The following is a 13,226-nucleotide window of genomic DNA, read 5'->3' as shown; positions in this document are numbered from 1 at the left end:
TTGGCAACCGAGATTTCCGGGACGAAGCGCCCGGGCGGCCGCACCGAGCGGACCCGCCTGGCCGCGCTCAACGCCACCTTGGAGCTGCTCGGCGAACGCGGGTACGCGGAGCTGACCGTCGAGGCGGTCGCCGAGCGCTCCGGCGTGCACAAGACGACGCTCTACCGCCGCTGGGAGTCGGCCGAAGGCCTGGTCGCGGCGGCCCTGCTGCTGGGCGCCGAGCAGGACTGGGCCGTGCCGGACACCGGTTCCCTCGAAGGCGACCTGCGGGCGATCAACCTGGAGCTGGTGCGCTACTTCACCACCCCGGGCGAGCGCGAGCTGCCGATGGCGTCGATCTCGGCGGCGTTCCTCTCCCCGCGCGCGGCCGAGGCCCTGCGCGAGTTCTACGTCGACCGCCACGCCCGTTCGGCGGCCGCCGTGCACCGCGCGCTCGAGCGTGGCGAGGTCCCGCCCGGCACCGACCCGGTGGAAGTGGTGCGGGTGGCCTGCGGGCCGGTTTTCTACCGGCTGCTGATCTCCCGGGAGGGCGTCACGCCGGAGGACGCCGGCGTCGCCGCGAGAGCCGCGGCGGTGGCCGCGAAAGCCGGCGTGTTCACGGCAACGGACGGCTGAACCGCACCACGTCGAGGGTGACGTCGTCGAGCTGCTCGGTCGCGCTTTCGCCGTCGTCCACCCAGCCCTGCCGCAGGTAGAAGGCCTTCGCCCGCTCGTTGGTCGCGAGCACCCACAGCACAGCGGTCTCGCCGGGCATCGCGGCGACCACCCGGTCGTGCAACGCCTGGCCGAGCCCCCGCCCCCAGAACTCCGGCAGCAGGTACAGCGCGTACAGCTGCGAAGGCCCGAAGGCGGCGAAGCCCACAACGACGCCGTCCTCCTCGACGACCAGCACCTGCCCGGCGCCCTCGCGGATGCGCTGCTCCCACGAAGCCGCCCGTTCCCCGGCCGAGAGGCGCGCGAGGAAGTCCTCGGGCAGCAGGCCCGCGTACGCCGCCTGCCACGACCGCACGTGGACGTCACCGATCGCGTCGGCGTCGGCGGCCGTGGCCGGGCGGATCAGCTCTTCTCCAGGTACTCCGCGCGCTCGACGTCGACGACGTCGGCGACCATCTGGGCCAGGCCGCGGTACTTCGTCAGCTCCGGGTCCTGCGTGACGAGCTCCTGCGCCAGCGCCCGGGACGCGGCGATGACGTCCTCGTCGCGCAGCAGCGACAGCAGCTTCAGCGTGGACCGCTTCCCGGACTGCGCGGCGCCGAGGATGTCGCCTTCGCGACGCAGCTCCAGGTCCAGCCGCGAGAGCTCGAAACCGTCCGTGGTGGACTCGACCGCCGCCAGCCGCTCGCGGGTCGCCGTGCCGTCGAGGGCCTCGGTGACCAGCAGGCACAGCCCCGGCACGCTGCCCCGGCCGACGCGGCCGCGCAGCTGGTGCAGCTGGCTGACGCCGAAGCGGTCGGCGTCCATGATCACCATCGCGGTCGCGTTCGGCACGTTGACGCCGACCTCGATCACCGTGGTGGCCACGAGAACGTCCAGCTTGGCCGCCGAGAACGCGCGCATCACCGCGTCCTTGTCGTCCGGGGGCATCCGGCCGTGCAGCACGCCGATCTTCAGGCCCTGCAGCGGGCCGTGCTCCAGCTCGGGGGCGACTTCGAGGACCGCGAGCGGCGGCCGCTTGTCGCTCTTGTCCGACGGCGGCTCGTCGCCGATCCGCGGGCACACGACGTACGCCTGGTGCCCCTTGCCGACCTCTTCGCGCACCCGCTGCCAGATCCGCTCGAACCAGGCCGGCTTCTCGGCGACCGGCACGACCGTGGTGGCGATCGGCGACCGCCCGACCGGCATCTCGCGCAGCGCCGACACCTCCAAGTCGCCGTAGACGGTCATCGCGACCGTGCGCGGGATCGGTGTCGCGGTCATGACGAGCACGTGCGGGCTGGTGTCGCCGGACCCGCGGGTGCGCAGCGCGTCCCGCTGCTCGACGCCGAAGCGGTGCTGCTCGTCGACGACGGCGAGGCCGAGATCGGCGAACTCGACGTGGTCCTGGATCAGCGCGTGCGTGCCGACGACGATGCCCGCCTCGCCGCTGACGATCTCCAGCAGCGACTTCTTGCGCTCCTTCGCGCCCATCGACCCGGTGAGCAGCGTGACGCGGGTGGCAGTCTCCGCCGCGCCCAGCTCGCCCGCCTGGCCGAGGTCGCCGAGCATCTCCCGCAGCGACCGGGCGTGCTGCGCGGCCAGGACCTCGGTCGGCGCGAGCATCGCGGCCTGCCGCCCGTTGTCGACGACCTGCAGCATCGCCCGCAGCGCGACGACCGTCTTGCCCGAGCCGACCTCGCCCTGCAGCAGCCGGTTCATCGGGTGCTCGGACGCCAGGTCCGCGGCGATCTCGTCGCCGATCCCCCGCTGGCCGGCGGTGAGGTCGAAGGGCAGCCGCTTGTCGAAGGCATCCAGGAGACCGCCGCTGACGTGCGGGTTCGCCTTCGCCGGGCGCGAGATCGCCGAGTGCCGCCGCTGCGCGAAGATCAGCTGGACGGCCATGGCCTCGTCCCACTTGAGCCGCTTCTTCGACGCCTCCAGGTGCGCCCAGTTCTCCGGGCGGTGGATGCCGCGCAGCGCGTTGTCGAGGTCGGCCAGCTTGTGCAGCCGCCGCAGCTCCGCGGGCATCGGGTCCTCGTCGACCTCGAGGACGTCGAGGACCTGCCGGACGCACTTGGCGATCGACCAGGTCGGCATGCCCTGGGCCGCCGGGTAGACCGGGATGATCGCGGCGAGGAAGTCGTCCATCGCCTCTTCGGCGCGGTCGGCCTCGAACAGCTCGTACTCGGGGTTGGTCAGCTGCAGGGTGTCGCGAAACGCCGACACCTTGCCGGCGAACAGGCCGGTCTTGCCGGGCACGAGGTCCTTCTCCCGCCAGGCCTGGTTGAAGAACGCGCAGGTCAACCGGCGTTTCCCGTCGGTGATGACCATGTCGAGGATGGTCCCGTTGCGGGCCTTCATCCGCCGCTTGCTCACCTTTTCGATGCGCGCCAGCACGGTGGCGTGCTCGCCCAGCTCGAGGCCGTGGATGTCGGTGAGCTCGCCGCGCTCGGCGTAACGGCGTGGGTAGTGGCGCAGCAGGTCGCTGACCGTCTCGATGTCCAACGACGTGGCGAGCGCCTTAGCCGTCTTGGCGCCCAGGAGCAGCGGCAGCTTGTCGCGCAGTCCGGCCATCTCGCTATTCGACTCCCATCAGCAGCACGGCGCCGGTCTGGCCGCTGGCGTAGCCGGCCAGCTCCACCTCCGGGTGCTCCACCCGCAGCTGCTCCGCGAGCTCCTCGGCGACGCCCGGCGGGGCCGCCGCCCCGCTCAGCACCGTCACCAGCTCCCCGCCGAGCGCCAGCATCCGGTTCAGCACCTTCATCGCGGCCGCGACCAGGTTCGTCTCGGACGCGGGCGCCGGCTCGATCAGCACCACCTCGTCGTCGACCAGGCCGACCACGTCACCGGACTGGGCCCGGCCCACCCAGGTTAGCGACTCCTCCTGCGCGATCCGCAGTTCGCCACGCCTGGTCGCGGCGGCCGCTTCGGCCATCGCGACGACGTCGTCGTTGGTGCGGCGGCCGGCGTCGTGCACGGCGAGGGCGGCCAGCACCTGCACCGGCGACGCGCACGGGATGACCACGACGTCGCGGCCCGCGGCCATGGCGTGCCCGGCCGCGGCGTCGGCCGCGGCGGTGAGCGCGACGCTGCCGGGCAGCACGGTCACCTGCTGCCCGGCGGCCTCGTTGAGCAGGCCGATCATGTCTTCGACGCTCGGTGTCGCGCCCTCGGGCACCGCCAGCACCGGGATGCTTTCGGCGCGCAGCAGCTCGGCCAGCGCGCCGCCGTGGACGACGGCGACGACCGTGCGGTCGATCCCGCCGCCCGGCTCGATCGGCGTCGGCGTGAGCAGCGGCTCGACGCGGATCCTGCGCGGGCGGCCGAGCGCGAGCCCGGCCTCGATGGCGGCCCCGATGTCGGCGCAGTGGACGTGCACGGCGTGGCTGCCCGAGCCGTCGCCGGCCACGGTGACGCTGTCGCCGAGGCCGCTCAGCTCCTTGCGCAGGGTCGGCAGGCTCGCCTCGTCGACGCCGTCGAGCAGGTACATGACCTCCCAGGCGTAGGCCTCGGCGTGCGCGGGGGCTTCGAGGGCGTGGTCCTGCTCGACGGGGGCGCCGGTGAGCACGCCGACCAGCGCGTCGAGCACGGCGACCAGGCCGCGCGCCCCGGCGTCGACGACCCCCGCCTTGGCCAGCGCGGGCAGCTGCTCGGGCGTCTTCTCCAGGGCGTGGGCGGCCTCTTCCGCGGCCTTCCGCGCGACTTCGCCGAGGGGCGCCGTGTCGCCGCGGACGGCGAGGGCGACGGCGTGCAGGACGGTCAGGATGGTCCCGGCGACCGGCCGGCTCACGGCACCGGTGGCGACCTCGTCGGCGTGGCCGAGCGCCCGGGCCAGCCACGCGCCGTCCAGGTCGCCCTCGGCACGGTCGGCCAGCCCGCGTACGACCTGGGAGAGGATCACCCCGGAGTTGCCCTTGGCGGCGGCGACCGCGCCGCGCGCGAGGATCTTCAGCGCGCCGGCGGCGGTTTCCGGTTGCGCGCTTTCCAGCTCGGCGGCCGCGCCGGTCATCGTGAAGAGCATGTTGGAGCCGGTGTCGGAATCGGCGACGGGGTAGACGTTGATCTCGTCGATGGCCGGCCGCAGGCTCGCGAGACTGCGCACGCAGCCTGCCGCCCAGGCCGACACCGCCGCCGCGTCCAGCACCCGCACCCCGCAACCTCCTGACCGGTCACGGGGCAGCGTATCGACCCGGTGCCCGCGCCCGCTCAGCCGGGCGAGGATGCGGAGCACGTTCGTGACACATCATCTCAGGCGCCCGCCGGAAAAGAAAACCCGCCCTGATTCGCACACTGGCCGATATGTGAAATGGCGGCTGTTTTGAGCCGACGCGAATCCTTTTTGTGGCATTGCCGGCCTACGGTCCGCGGGCCACGAAATTCTTTTCGCCGGCGCCAATCCGATGGCGAAGGTGCTCGCCGAGGCCGGGCTGCGGGTGGTCGGCGCCTTCCCGGCACAGGACATCTGGCTCGATTCACCCGGCTGACCCAGAACGAGGAGACGGCCGCAATGCCGGACGACGTCCGCCAGCTCGTGCGCTCGAAGAACTCCTACGGCTACGTCGCCTTGACGACCGCCGAGCCGACGGTCCGGGCCGGGCGGGATTTCGGCGCGGACCTCGCGGCCGCCGTCTCCCCGCTGCTGATGGGCTGGCTGGTCGACCGCTTCTCCTACACGGCGGCCTTCGGGCTGCTCGTCGCCACGACCGCGGCCGGTGCGGTGGTCGCCTGCCGGCTCCCGCAGGGAACCGCCCAATTCGGCTTCACGGCAACCGCGGCGCGGCGGACGGACGACAGCGAGACCGGGCCGAGCCGGGCGGCCGGTGCCGACTAGCATGCTTTTCCATGACCCAAGACGGAGAGCCAGTGCTGTTTTCGACCTCTCCGGAGTACTTCCAGGACGCCAAAACGGAGCTGCTCGGCGCCTACGCCGCGAACCAGGCCGGGCCCGTCAGCGTGCACCGGCTCGGCCCGGACCTCGGCAGGCTGTCCGGCCCGGGAGTCCAGCTCGGACAGCTCGCCGGGATGTGCCGCGACCAGCCGGTGGTTTTCGTGAAGCACCTGACCGCCGAGCGGGCGAGCCTGCCGCTGCCGGTGGCCCGCGACCTGGAGGCCGCGGCCGCCGCCGTCCAGCAGGTGGCCACCGCGGCCGGTGGCGACGAATTCGCGATCCAGGCGTGGGTGAGCGGGCAGAACCCCGTGCCCTACGGGTCGGGAGAGCTGGCTCGGCGCTGCACGGCGGCGCTGGCCGACCTGGGGAAGAAGACCGGGCACGCCGGTCTGCCGCGAACGCTGTCCCTCTGCCTCACCAAGACCGGGTTGCTGGTCGGCCTCGCCTCCCCCGCCGAGCAGCTGAGCGACTGGCCGGGCGGCCGGACCCGGCTGGCCCGGAGCGACGACCAGGTCTCCCGGGCCGAGTTCAAGCTGGAGGAGGCGTTCCAGGCGTTCGGCATCCGTCCCCCGGCATCGGGAACGGCGCTCGACCTCGGCGCGAGCCCCGGTGGCTGGACCCACGTTCTCCGCCGCTACGGAATCACGGTGTGGGCGGTCGATCCCGGCGACCTCGACGACAAACTGCGCCACGATCGTGGCGTGCGTCATGTGCGGATGACCGCGGGCGCCTTCTTCAGGAGCGAACGACAGCGGTTCGACATGGTCGTCAACGACATGAAGATGGATCCGCAGCTGTCGTGCAAGCTGATGCTGGACGCGGCGGAGCGGCTGCAGCCGGGCGCCTTGACCGTCATGACGTTGAAGCTTTCCGCACACCGGCCGGTGAAGACCGTGCGCGACTGCCTCGACCTGCTGCGCCGGCGTTACCGGGTGCGCACCGCACGGCAGCTGCACCACAACAGGCACGAAGTGACCGTGGTCGCCGAATGCCGGTGAACCGAGAATGGTGAGGCGCGGCGCGAAACGGCGGAGAAGGGGACGCGGGGCGCCCGGCCGTGATCGAAATCCGCCGGCGACGAGACCGGCCGCACCGGCGACGGCGGTGCCCGGCCGGTCGGGCAGGTGCGTCAGGCGGATCGAACCGGGGCCGGCCGTGGCTGCCGCCGGGCCGCGCCCCCAGCCCGACCAGCCTCACGCCCACCGCCCGCGCCACCACACGGGCCGGCCGCCATGCCCGCGCACGCCGGACCCGTACGTCAAAGCCGGGCGTAATTGTGCGCAGGCCGGCTCACCGGCCCGAAAGCTTGAATCAGGCTGCCGAAGGCTTCCGGGCAACCTTGCCCTTCTTCAGGCACGAAGTGCAGACCTTCAACCGAACCGGGGTGCCATTGATGACGGCTTTCATCGCCTGAATGTTCGGGTAAAACATCCGAGCCGAGCGGCCCTTGATCCGCCGCTTTTGGGCACGGACACCGAGACGCGCCACCTGCCTGCCGAAGGCAGGTTCCTTGCCGCATACGTCACAGCGTTTAGACATCGAGCTCTCCGTTTCAATACGCGTCCCAGGCGCAGATCATCGCCGTCCTCTCGGAGGACCCTCTGCCGCCTACCCGTAGTGTAGACTCTGGGAATCGACGCTCCTTCGGCACCCCGTCGGAGCCATGGTCACCCGCGTGCCCGACGGCCGCTAGGGAAGTTTCCAGTCTACCGGTGCCGCGCCCTGCTGCTCCAGCAGCTGATTGGCCCGGCTGAACGGCCGCGAGCCGAAGAAGCCGTTGTGCGCCGAAAGCGGGCTCGGGTGCGCCGACTCGATGCACGGCACTTCGCCCAGCATCGGGCGCAGGTTCCGCGCGTTGCGGCCCCACAGGATCGCCACCATCGGCTCCGGCCGGGCCGCGAGGGCCTTGATCGCCTGCTCGGTGACCGCTTCCCAGCCCTTGCCCTGGTGCGAGTTCGACTTCCCGGGCTGCACGGTCAGCGACCGGTTGAGCAGCAGCACGCCCTGCTCGGCCCACGGCGTCAGGTCGCCGTTGGCCGGCAGCGGGTGGCCGAGGTCGTCGCAGTACTCCTTGTAGATGTTGACCAGGCTCTTCGGGATCGGCCGGACGTCCGGCGCCACCGAAAAGCTCAGGCCCACCGCGTGCCCCGGCGTCGGGTACGGGTCCTGGCCGACGATCAGCACGCGGACGTCGTGGAACGGCTGCTTGAACGCCCGCAGCACGTGTTCGCCCGCCGGCAGGTAGGTCCGGCCCGCGGCGATCTCCGCGCGGAGGAACTCCCCCATCGCGGCGACCTGCGGCGCCACCGGTTCGAGGGCTTGCGCCCAGCCTGCCTCGACGATGTCCTGCAGCGGTCGTGCGGTCACGGCGCGCAAGCCTACCGGGCGTGGCCGGCGTCACCCGAGCGGGTCGAGCCGCCTCAGCTCGGTCCGGAACCGCTTCCCGCGTTCCACGTAGGAATCCACGACCATCGCGATGCTTTCCGGCCCGAACGACTTGTTCTCCCGCACCTTCGCCGGCACGCCCAGCGCGATCTCGCCGGTCTTGACGCGGCTGCCGTACGAGAGCACCGCGCCCGCGCCGACCATGCCGCCGTCCTCGACGACCGAGCCGTTGAGCACCACCGAGCCGGACGCGATCAGGCAGCCGGTGCCGATCGTCGCGCCCTCGACGTGCACCGCGTGCCCGATCGCCGACGACGGCCCGAGGATCGTCGGGTGCCGCTCGGTGCAGTGCAGGACGCAACCGTCCTGGACGTTCGACCGCTCGCCGATCTCGATGTACCCGTGGTCGCCGCGCAGCACGGTCTGCGGCCACACCGACGCGTGCGCGCCGATCCGGACGTCACCGATGACCGTGGCGTCCGGGTGGACGTAGGCGTCGGGGTGGATCGTCGGCTCGAGAGATCCGAGTGCGTAGATCGGCATGCCGCCTCCGGGGGTGACCGCGGTTTCACTTCCCGTGCGATTGGATCACGGCATCGCCGCGAAGCAGAAAACCAGCCCGCTCGTGCTCCTCCTCGTCGTACTGACGTGGCTGCTCAGCCTGCCCACGGCGGCCCCCGCACTGGCGAACGGCCTGGCCGGCACCCCGCCGATGGGCTGGAACAGCTGGAACCAGGTCCGCTGTCACGACCTCACCGAGGACGTCGTCCGCAAGGCCGCCGACGCGCTCGCCGACACCGGCCTGCGTGACGCGGGTTACCAGTACGTCGTCGTCGACGACTGCTGGCAGGCGCCCACCCGGGCCGCCGACGGCTCGCTGCGGGCGGACCCGACGCGGTTCCCGCACGGGATCGCCGAACTCGCCGACTACGTGCACTCGCGCGGCCTGCTGTTCGGCATCTACGCCGTGCCCGGCAGCCGGACCTGCGCGATGGCGAACGACGCCTACCCGGCGTCGGGCATCGGCTCGCTCGGCCACGAGCGCCAGGACGCCGAGACGTTCGACCGCTGGGGCGTCGACTACCTGAAGTACGACTGGTGCAACGCCGACACCGTCGACGGCCTCGACCGGAAAGCGGCGTTCGAGAAGATGCGCGACGAGCTGGCCGCGTTGCCCCGCCCGATCGTCTACGCGATCTCCGAGTACGGCGTCTCCAGCCCGTGGACCTGGGCGCGGCCGGTGGCGAACCTCTGGCGCACCACGAACGACCTGGTCGCGACCTGGGATTCCGTGCTGGCGACGATCGACCAGCAGGCCGCCGTCGCCGTCCACAGCGGCTCCCCCGGCGGCTGGAACGACCCGGACATGCTCCAGGTGGGCAACGGCACGCTGACCGCCGACGAGTCCCGCGCACACTTCAGCGTCTGGGCGGTGCTGAACGCGCCGCTGTTCGCCGGCACCGACCCGGCGAAGCTGAGCGACGCCGACCTCGCGACCCTGGGCAACGCCGAGGCGATCGCCGTCGACCAGGACTTCGCGGGCGGCCAGGGACGGCGGCTCGACGCGGGCCCCGGCTACCAGGTGGGGGGTACCCCCGGGGGGGAGGGGGGTTCGGGGGTGGTGCTGCAAACCCCCGCCACCCCCCCCGCGACCGTCTCCGCGTCGATCCCGGGGTCGTGGAACGTCCGGGACCTGTGGGCCCACCGAGACGTCGGCACCGACGTCTCGGCGACCCTGCGGCCGCATCAGGCGGCCCTGCTGAAGCTCACACCCCGGTGAGTTCCTTGCCGAAGCAGAGGCTTTCCGGCTCGTTCTTGTAGACGCCGAACTTCGGGATCTCCGTGTAGCCCGACGACGTGTAGAGCGCGATCGCTTCCGGCTGCTTCGTCCCGGTTTCCAGGACCGCGCGCTTGCGGCCGCACAGCGCGGCCGTGCGCTCCAGCTCGGACAGGATCATCCGCGCGAAGCCGCGGCCGCGGGCGGAATCGGCGACGTACATGCGCTTGAACTCGGCGTCGCCGTCCTGGAAGTCGGGCGCCGGGCCGTCGTGGGCGCGCCACGCCCCGCAGGCGACCGCTTCCTCGCCCTGGTAGCCGACGAGGAACACGCCCTCCGGCGGGTCGAAGTCCGCGGGACTCATCGGGGTGGCGTCCTCGCTGCCGTAACGCTCGACGTACACCTGCTGCACCGCGGCCATGAGCTTGGCCGCGTCGGGGTGGTCGTAGGGGACCGGAACGATTCTCACGCTTCCGCAGCCTAGATCAGCGCCAGTGCGTCCAGCCGCCTTCTCGCGAAAACGGTTTCCCGTCGACGGTGATGCCGGACTCGGCCATGGTGACGACGCCGATCACGCGCCAGCCGTCGGGCAGCTCGGTGAACGGCGGGAACGTGGCCGCCAGGGCGTGGTCCTCACCGCCGGTGAGCACCCAGTCCAGGGGGTCTGCGCCGAGGGCGGCGCCGACCTCGGTGAGCCGGGCGGGGATGTCGAGGTCGGCGGTGCGGACGTCGATGCCGACGCCGGAGGCCTCGCCGATGTGGCCCAGGTCGGCGAGCAGGCCGTCGGAGACGTCGATCATGGCCGTGGCCCCGGCGAGCGCGGCACGCGGCCCGGCTTCGTAGGGCGGTTCCGGGCAGCGCTGGGCGTTGACCACACCGACCGGGGACCGGAAGCCGCGGCCGAGCACGGCCAGGCCGGCCGCGGCCCAGCCGAGCCGCCCGTTGACGGCGACGACGTCACCGGGCCGGGCCCCCGAGCGCGTCACCGGCTCGCGGTCGCCGAGGTCGCCGAGGGCCGTGACGCTGATCACGAGCTGGTCGGCGCGGACCATGTCGCCACCGGAGACGCCGACGCCGGCGCGCTCGGCCTCGGCCCACATGCCGTCGGCCAGCCCGGTGACGACCGCGCGCGGGGTGTCGGGCGGACAGGCGAGCCCGACCAGGACGGTGGTCGGGGTGGCGCCCATGGCGGCGACGTCGGCCAGGTTGACCGCGACGGCCTTGCGCCCGACGTGCTCGGGCGAGGACCAGTCCAGGCGGAAGTGGACACCTTGGACGAGGACGTCGGTGCTGGCGACCACCCGCCCGTCCGGGGCGGCGACCACGGCGGCGTCGTCGCCCGGGCCGAGCAGGGTGCCCGGGGGCTGGCGCCGTCCTTCGGTGACGGCTCTGATGAGCGCGAACTCGCCGGTCTCGGCGACCGTTCCGTCGTTCGGTGACACCGGTCACCTCTGCTTTCTCTACCGGGACAAAGATCGATCACCGATAGTCGGATGCCCTATGTTTTTCCGTGAGCTGGCGATACGTTGCTGATGACGTTCCTACCTTGAGCCGATCGATCCCGACGAAAGGGCGCGCCGTGGTCCACGCATACATCCTCATCCAGACCGAGGTCGGCAAGGCGGCCGCGGTGGCAGCCGAGATCTCCAGCATCCCGGGAGTGACCAGCTCGGAGGATGTCACCGGACCGTACGACGTCATCGTCCGCGCGGCCGCCGACAACGTCGACCAGCTGGGCCAGCTCGTGGTGGCGAAGGTGCAGAACGTGGAAGGGATCACCCGGACGCTGACCTGCCCGGTCGTCCACCTCTGAGCAGTGGTGTAGTGGTCGGGTGCCTGACTCCGACACTGGTGCGCCGCCGCGAGTGGTGCTCGTCACGGCGGCCGCGCTGGCCGTGGCCCTGGCGGTCGCCGTCGCCGTGTTCGCCCTGACCCGGCCGTCCCCCGCGGACTCCGCGGGGCCGCTGCCGCTCGTTGCCGTGCCGGCGCCGTTCGCGGGGTCGCCGGGGTGTACGACGTTGCTCGGGGCGGTGCCCACCGAGCTGACGTCGAACGGCGCTTCCCTGAAGGTGCGCGCGCTGGCCGACCCGGCCCCGCCCGCGACGGTGGCCTGGGGTTCCGGCGATCCCGTGGTGTTGCGCTGCGGCCTCGACCGGCCGCCGGAGCTGACGCCGACGGCCCAGCTGCGGCTGGTGAACAAGGTGCAGTGGCTGCAGGTGCCGGGCGAGGGCGCGTCGACGTGGTACGTGGTGGACCGGGAGGTCTACGCGGCGCTGACCGTGCCGGACAGCGCCGGGACCGGCCCGCTGCAGGCGATTTCGGACACCGTGGCCGCGAAGCTGGCTCCGAAGCCGCTGCGGTTCTCCTAGCGGAGACCGGTTCCCCGGGCGATCGCGGTCTCGACGAGGGTGGTCAGCAGCGTCGCGTAGTCCATGCCGGTGACCTCCCACATCTTCGGGTAGGCGGACTTCGTCGTGAAGCCCGGCATGGTGTTGACCTCGTTGATGATCAGTTCGTGGTTTTCGGTGACGAAGAAGTCGACGCGCGCGAGCCCCTGGCAGTCGAGCGCCCGGAAGGCTTCGACGGCCATCGCGCGGAGCTTCTCGGTGAGGGCGTCGTCGAGCTTGGCGGGGATGTCGAGTTCGGCGTCGTCGCCGAGGTACTTGGTTTCGAAGTCGTACCAGGCGTTTTCGTCCTCGGAGAGCACGCGGATCTCGGCGGGCAGCGAAGCCTCGACGCGGCCGTCGGGGAATTCGAGGACCCCGCACTCGACCTCCCGCCCGACGACGGCGGCCTCGACGAGCACCTTCGGATCGGTGGCACGCGCGAGTTCGATGGCGGCGTCGAGTTCGGCCCAGTCGGCGACCCGCGAGATCCCGACGGAGCTGCCCGCCCGCGAGGGCTTGACGAACACGGGCAGCCCGAGCTTGCTTTTCTCGCGCTCGTCCAAAGTGGACTGCCCCCGCTTGAGAGCGGAGTAGGTCCCGACCGGAAGCCCTTCGGCGGCAAGGAGTTTCTTGGCGGTTTCCTTGTCCATGGCGGCAGCGCTGGCGAGCACGCCGGGCCCGACGTACGGGATGCCGGCGAGTTCGAGCAGGCCCTGGATGGTGCCGTCTTCACCGAAGGCACCGTGCAGGACGGGGAAGACGACATCGACCCGGGAGAGCATTTCGCTTTCCCGCCCGGGTTCCACGGCGACGAGGCCCTGACTGGAGGGATCCCCGGCGAGGACGAGCCCCTTACCGTCGTCGACGGACGGCAGTTCCCGGCCGCGGATGGCGAGCTGAGCGGAGTCACCGGTGCCGAGCACCCACCGGCCTTCGCGCGTGATCCCGACGGGCACGGCCTCGAACCGGTCGGGATCGAGGTGGCCGAGGACGCTACCGGCGGACAGGCACGAGATGGTGTGCTCGCTGCTGCGCCCGCCGAACACGACGGCCACCCGGATCTTCTCGCTCATGGTGAGCCACCGTACCCGGTGACCTCAGGGAACAGCCGAGCCCGGTGCGGCGGGCGGGCGGTGGTGAGCGGTGAACGCAA

At 71.9% G+C, this 13,226-nt stretch carries 15 protein-coding genes; 6 read left to right on the top strand and 9 right to left on the bottom strand.

What is annotated here, in order from left to right; translation table 11 throughout:
- Positions 1–615: a TetR/AcrR family transcriptional regulator gene (locus I4Q55_RS24380; protein ID WP_206790792.1), complete on the top strand. Its 615-nt coding sequence runs from the start codon at positions 1–3 to the stop codon at positions 613–615.
- Here the strand turns inward: I4Q55_RS24380 and I4Q55_RS24375 are convergent.
- From I4Q55_RS24375 to I4Q55_RS24365, 3 genes are read right to left on the bottom strand one after another with little or no spacing between them, the layout of a single operon-like run.
- Positions 596–1,009, bottom strand: a complete 414-nt coding sequence (locus I4Q55_RS24375) for a GNAT family N-acetyltransferase (RefSeq protein ID WP_307793291.1) — start codon at positions 1,007–1,009, stop codon at positions 596–598. The genes I4Q55_RS24380 and I4Q55_RS24375 overlap by 20 nt on opposite strands.
- Before the next feature lie 47 nt (positions 1,010–1,056).
- The gene (recG, locus tag I4Q55_RS24370; protein ID WP_206790791.1) at positions 1,057–3,210 is read right to left on the bottom strand and encodes an ATP-dependent DNA helicase RecG; all 2,154 of its coding nucleotides are present in this window, start codon (positions 3,208–3,210) and stop codon (positions 1,057–1,059) included.
- Between the two features lie 4 nt (positions 3,211–3,214).
- Positions 3,215–4,786: a DAK2 domain-containing protein gene (locus I4Q55_RS24365; protein WP_206790790.1), complete on the bottom strand. Its 1,572-nt coding sequence runs from the start codon at positions 4,784–4,786 to the stop codon at positions 3,215–3,217.
- A gap of 357 nt (positions 4,787–5,143) precedes the next feature.
- On the opposite strand from I4Q55_RS24365, the gene I4Q55_RS24360 reads away from it, so the two are divergent.
- Both I4Q55_RS24360 and I4Q55_RS24355 read left to right on the top strand, forming a co-directional pair.
- Positions 5,144–5,467 (top strand): hypothetical protein, encoded by a 324-nt coding sequence (locus tag I4Q55_RS24360; protein WP_206790789.1) that lies wholly within the window; start codon positions 5,144–5,146, stop codon positions 5,465–5,467.
- A gap of 11 nt (positions 5,468–5,478) precedes the next feature.
- Positions 5,479–6,522 (top strand): SAM-dependent methyltransferase, encoded by a 1,044-nt coding sequence (locus I4Q55_RS24355; protein ID WP_242546607.1) that lies wholly within the window; start codon positions 5,479–5,481, stop codon positions 6,520–6,522.
- A gap of 313 nt (positions 6,523–6,835) precedes the next feature.
- Here I4Q55_RS24355 and rpmB read toward each other — a convergent pair whose 3' ends face one another.
- The 3 genes from rpmB to I4Q55_RS24340 all read right to left on the bottom strand — a co-directional run bounded on the left by rpmB (position 6,836) and on the right by I4Q55_RS24340 (position 8,452).
- The gene (rpmB, locus tag I4Q55_RS24350; protein WP_206790788.1) at positions 6,836–7,063 is read right to left on the bottom strand and encodes a 50S ribosomal protein L28; all 228 of its coding nucleotides are present in this window, start codon (positions 7,061–7,063) and stop codon (positions 6,836–6,838) included.
- Positions 7,064–7,213: 150 nt separating this feature from the next.
- Positions 7,214–7,891: a uracil-DNA glycosylase gene (locus I4Q55_RS24345; RefSeq protein WP_206790787.1), complete on the bottom strand. Its 678-nt coding sequence runs from the start codon at positions 7,889–7,891 to the stop codon at positions 7,214–7,216.
- 30 nt (positions 7,892–7,921) lie between these two features.
- On the bottom strand, positions 7,922–8,452 hold the full coding sequence (locus tag I4Q55_RS24340) for a gamma carbonic anhydrase family protein (RefSeq protein ID WP_206790785.1): 531 nt from the start codon (positions 8,450–8,452) through the stop codon (positions 7,922–7,924).
- 34 nt (positions 8,453–8,486) lie between these two features.
- On the opposite strand from I4Q55_RS24340, the gene I4Q55_RS24335 reads away from it, so the two are divergent.
- Positions 8,487–9,689 carry a glycoside hydrolase family 27 protein gene (locus tag I4Q55_RS24335; RefSeq protein ID WP_307793290.1) on the top strand — a complete coding sequence of 401 codons (1,203 nt, stop codon included), beginning with the start codon at positions 8,487–8,489 and terminating at the stop codon, positions 9,687–9,689.
- Here I4Q55_RS24335 and I4Q55_RS24330 read toward each other — a convergent pair.
- Together I4Q55_RS24330 and I4Q55_RS24325 are read right to left on the bottom strand one after the other, a co-directional pair.
- The gene (locus tag I4Q55_RS24330) at positions 9,676–10,155 is read right to left on the bottom strand and encodes a GNAT family N-acetyltransferase (RefSeq protein ID WP_206790784.1); all 480 of its coding nucleotides are present in this window, start codon (positions 10,153–10,155) and stop codon (positions 9,676–9,678) included. The two genes, I4Q55_RS24335 and I4Q55_RS24330, sit on opposite strands and share 14 nt — an antisense overlap.
- A gap of 16 nt (positions 10,156–10,171) precedes the next feature.
- The gene (locus I4Q55_RS24325) at positions 10,172–11,128 is read right to left on the bottom strand and encodes a thiamine-phosphate kinase (RefSeq protein WP_206790783.1); all 957 of its coding nucleotides are present in this window, start codon (positions 11,126–11,128) and stop codon (positions 10,172–10,174) included.
- A 137-nt stretch (positions 11,129–11,265) separates the two neighbouring features.
- Between I4Q55_RS24325 and I4Q55_RS24320 the strand changes: the two genes are divergently transcribed.
- Complete coding sequence (locus I4Q55_RS24320) at positions 11,266–11,499, top strand: Lrp/AsnC family transcriptional regulator (RefSeq protein ID WP_003091994.1); 234 nt, start codon at positions 11,266–11,268, stop codon at positions 11,497–11,499.
- A 19-nt stretch (positions 11,500–11,518) separates the two neighbouring features.
- A complete protein-coding gene (locus I4Q55_RS24315; RefSeq protein ID WP_206790782.1) occupies positions 11,519–12,055 on the top strand; it encodes a DUF3515 domain-containing protein in 537 nt (178 codons plus the stop codon).
- Here I4Q55_RS24315 and I4Q55_RS24310 read toward each other — a convergent pair.
- On the bottom strand, positions 12,052–13,146 hold the full coding sequence (locus I4Q55_RS24310; protein ID WP_206790781.1) for a D-alanine--D-alanine ligase family protein: 1,095 nt from the start codon (positions 13,144–13,146) through the stop codon (positions 12,052–12,054). The two genes, I4Q55_RS24315 and I4Q55_RS24310, sit on opposite strands and share 4 nt — an antisense overlap.
- Positions 13,147–13,226: the final 80 nt, after the last annotated feature.

It is taken from the genome of Amycolatopsis sp. MtRt-6, assembly GCF_017308975.1.
Lineage (GTDB): Bacteria > Actinomycetota > Actinomycetes > Mycobacteriales > Pseudonocardiaceae > Amycolatopsis.
Note: the sequence above shows the minus strand (reverse complement) of the source record. Positions and strands in the feature narration are given on the sequence as shown.

Bases quoted from the DNA above. Each gene is read 5' to 3' on its own strand.
- rpmB (WP_206790788.1), bottom strand. From the start codon at position 7,063: ATGTCTAAACGCTGTGACGTATGCGGCAAGGAACCTGCCTTCGGCAGG.
- I4Q55_RS24310 (WP_206790781.1), bottom strand. From the start codon at position 13,146: ATGAGCGAGAAGATCCGGGTGGCCGTCGTGTTCGGCGGGCGCAGCAGC.
- I4Q55_RS24360 (WP_206790789.1), top strand. From the start codon at position 5,144: ATGCCGGACGACGTCCGCCAGCTCGTGCGCTCGAAGAACTCCTACGGC.
- I4Q55_RS24340 (WP_206790785.1), bottom strand. From the start codon at position 8,452: ATGCCGATCTACGCACTCGGATCTCTCGAGCCGACGATCCACCCCGAC.
- I4Q55_RS24355 (WP_242546607.1), top strand. From the start codon at position 5,479: ATGACCCAAGACGGAGAGCCAGTGCTGTTTTCGACCTCTCCGGAGTAC.
- recG (WP_206790791.1), bottom strand. From the start codon at position 3,210: ATGGCCGGACTGCGCGACAAGCTGCCGCTGCTCCTGGGCGCCAAGACG.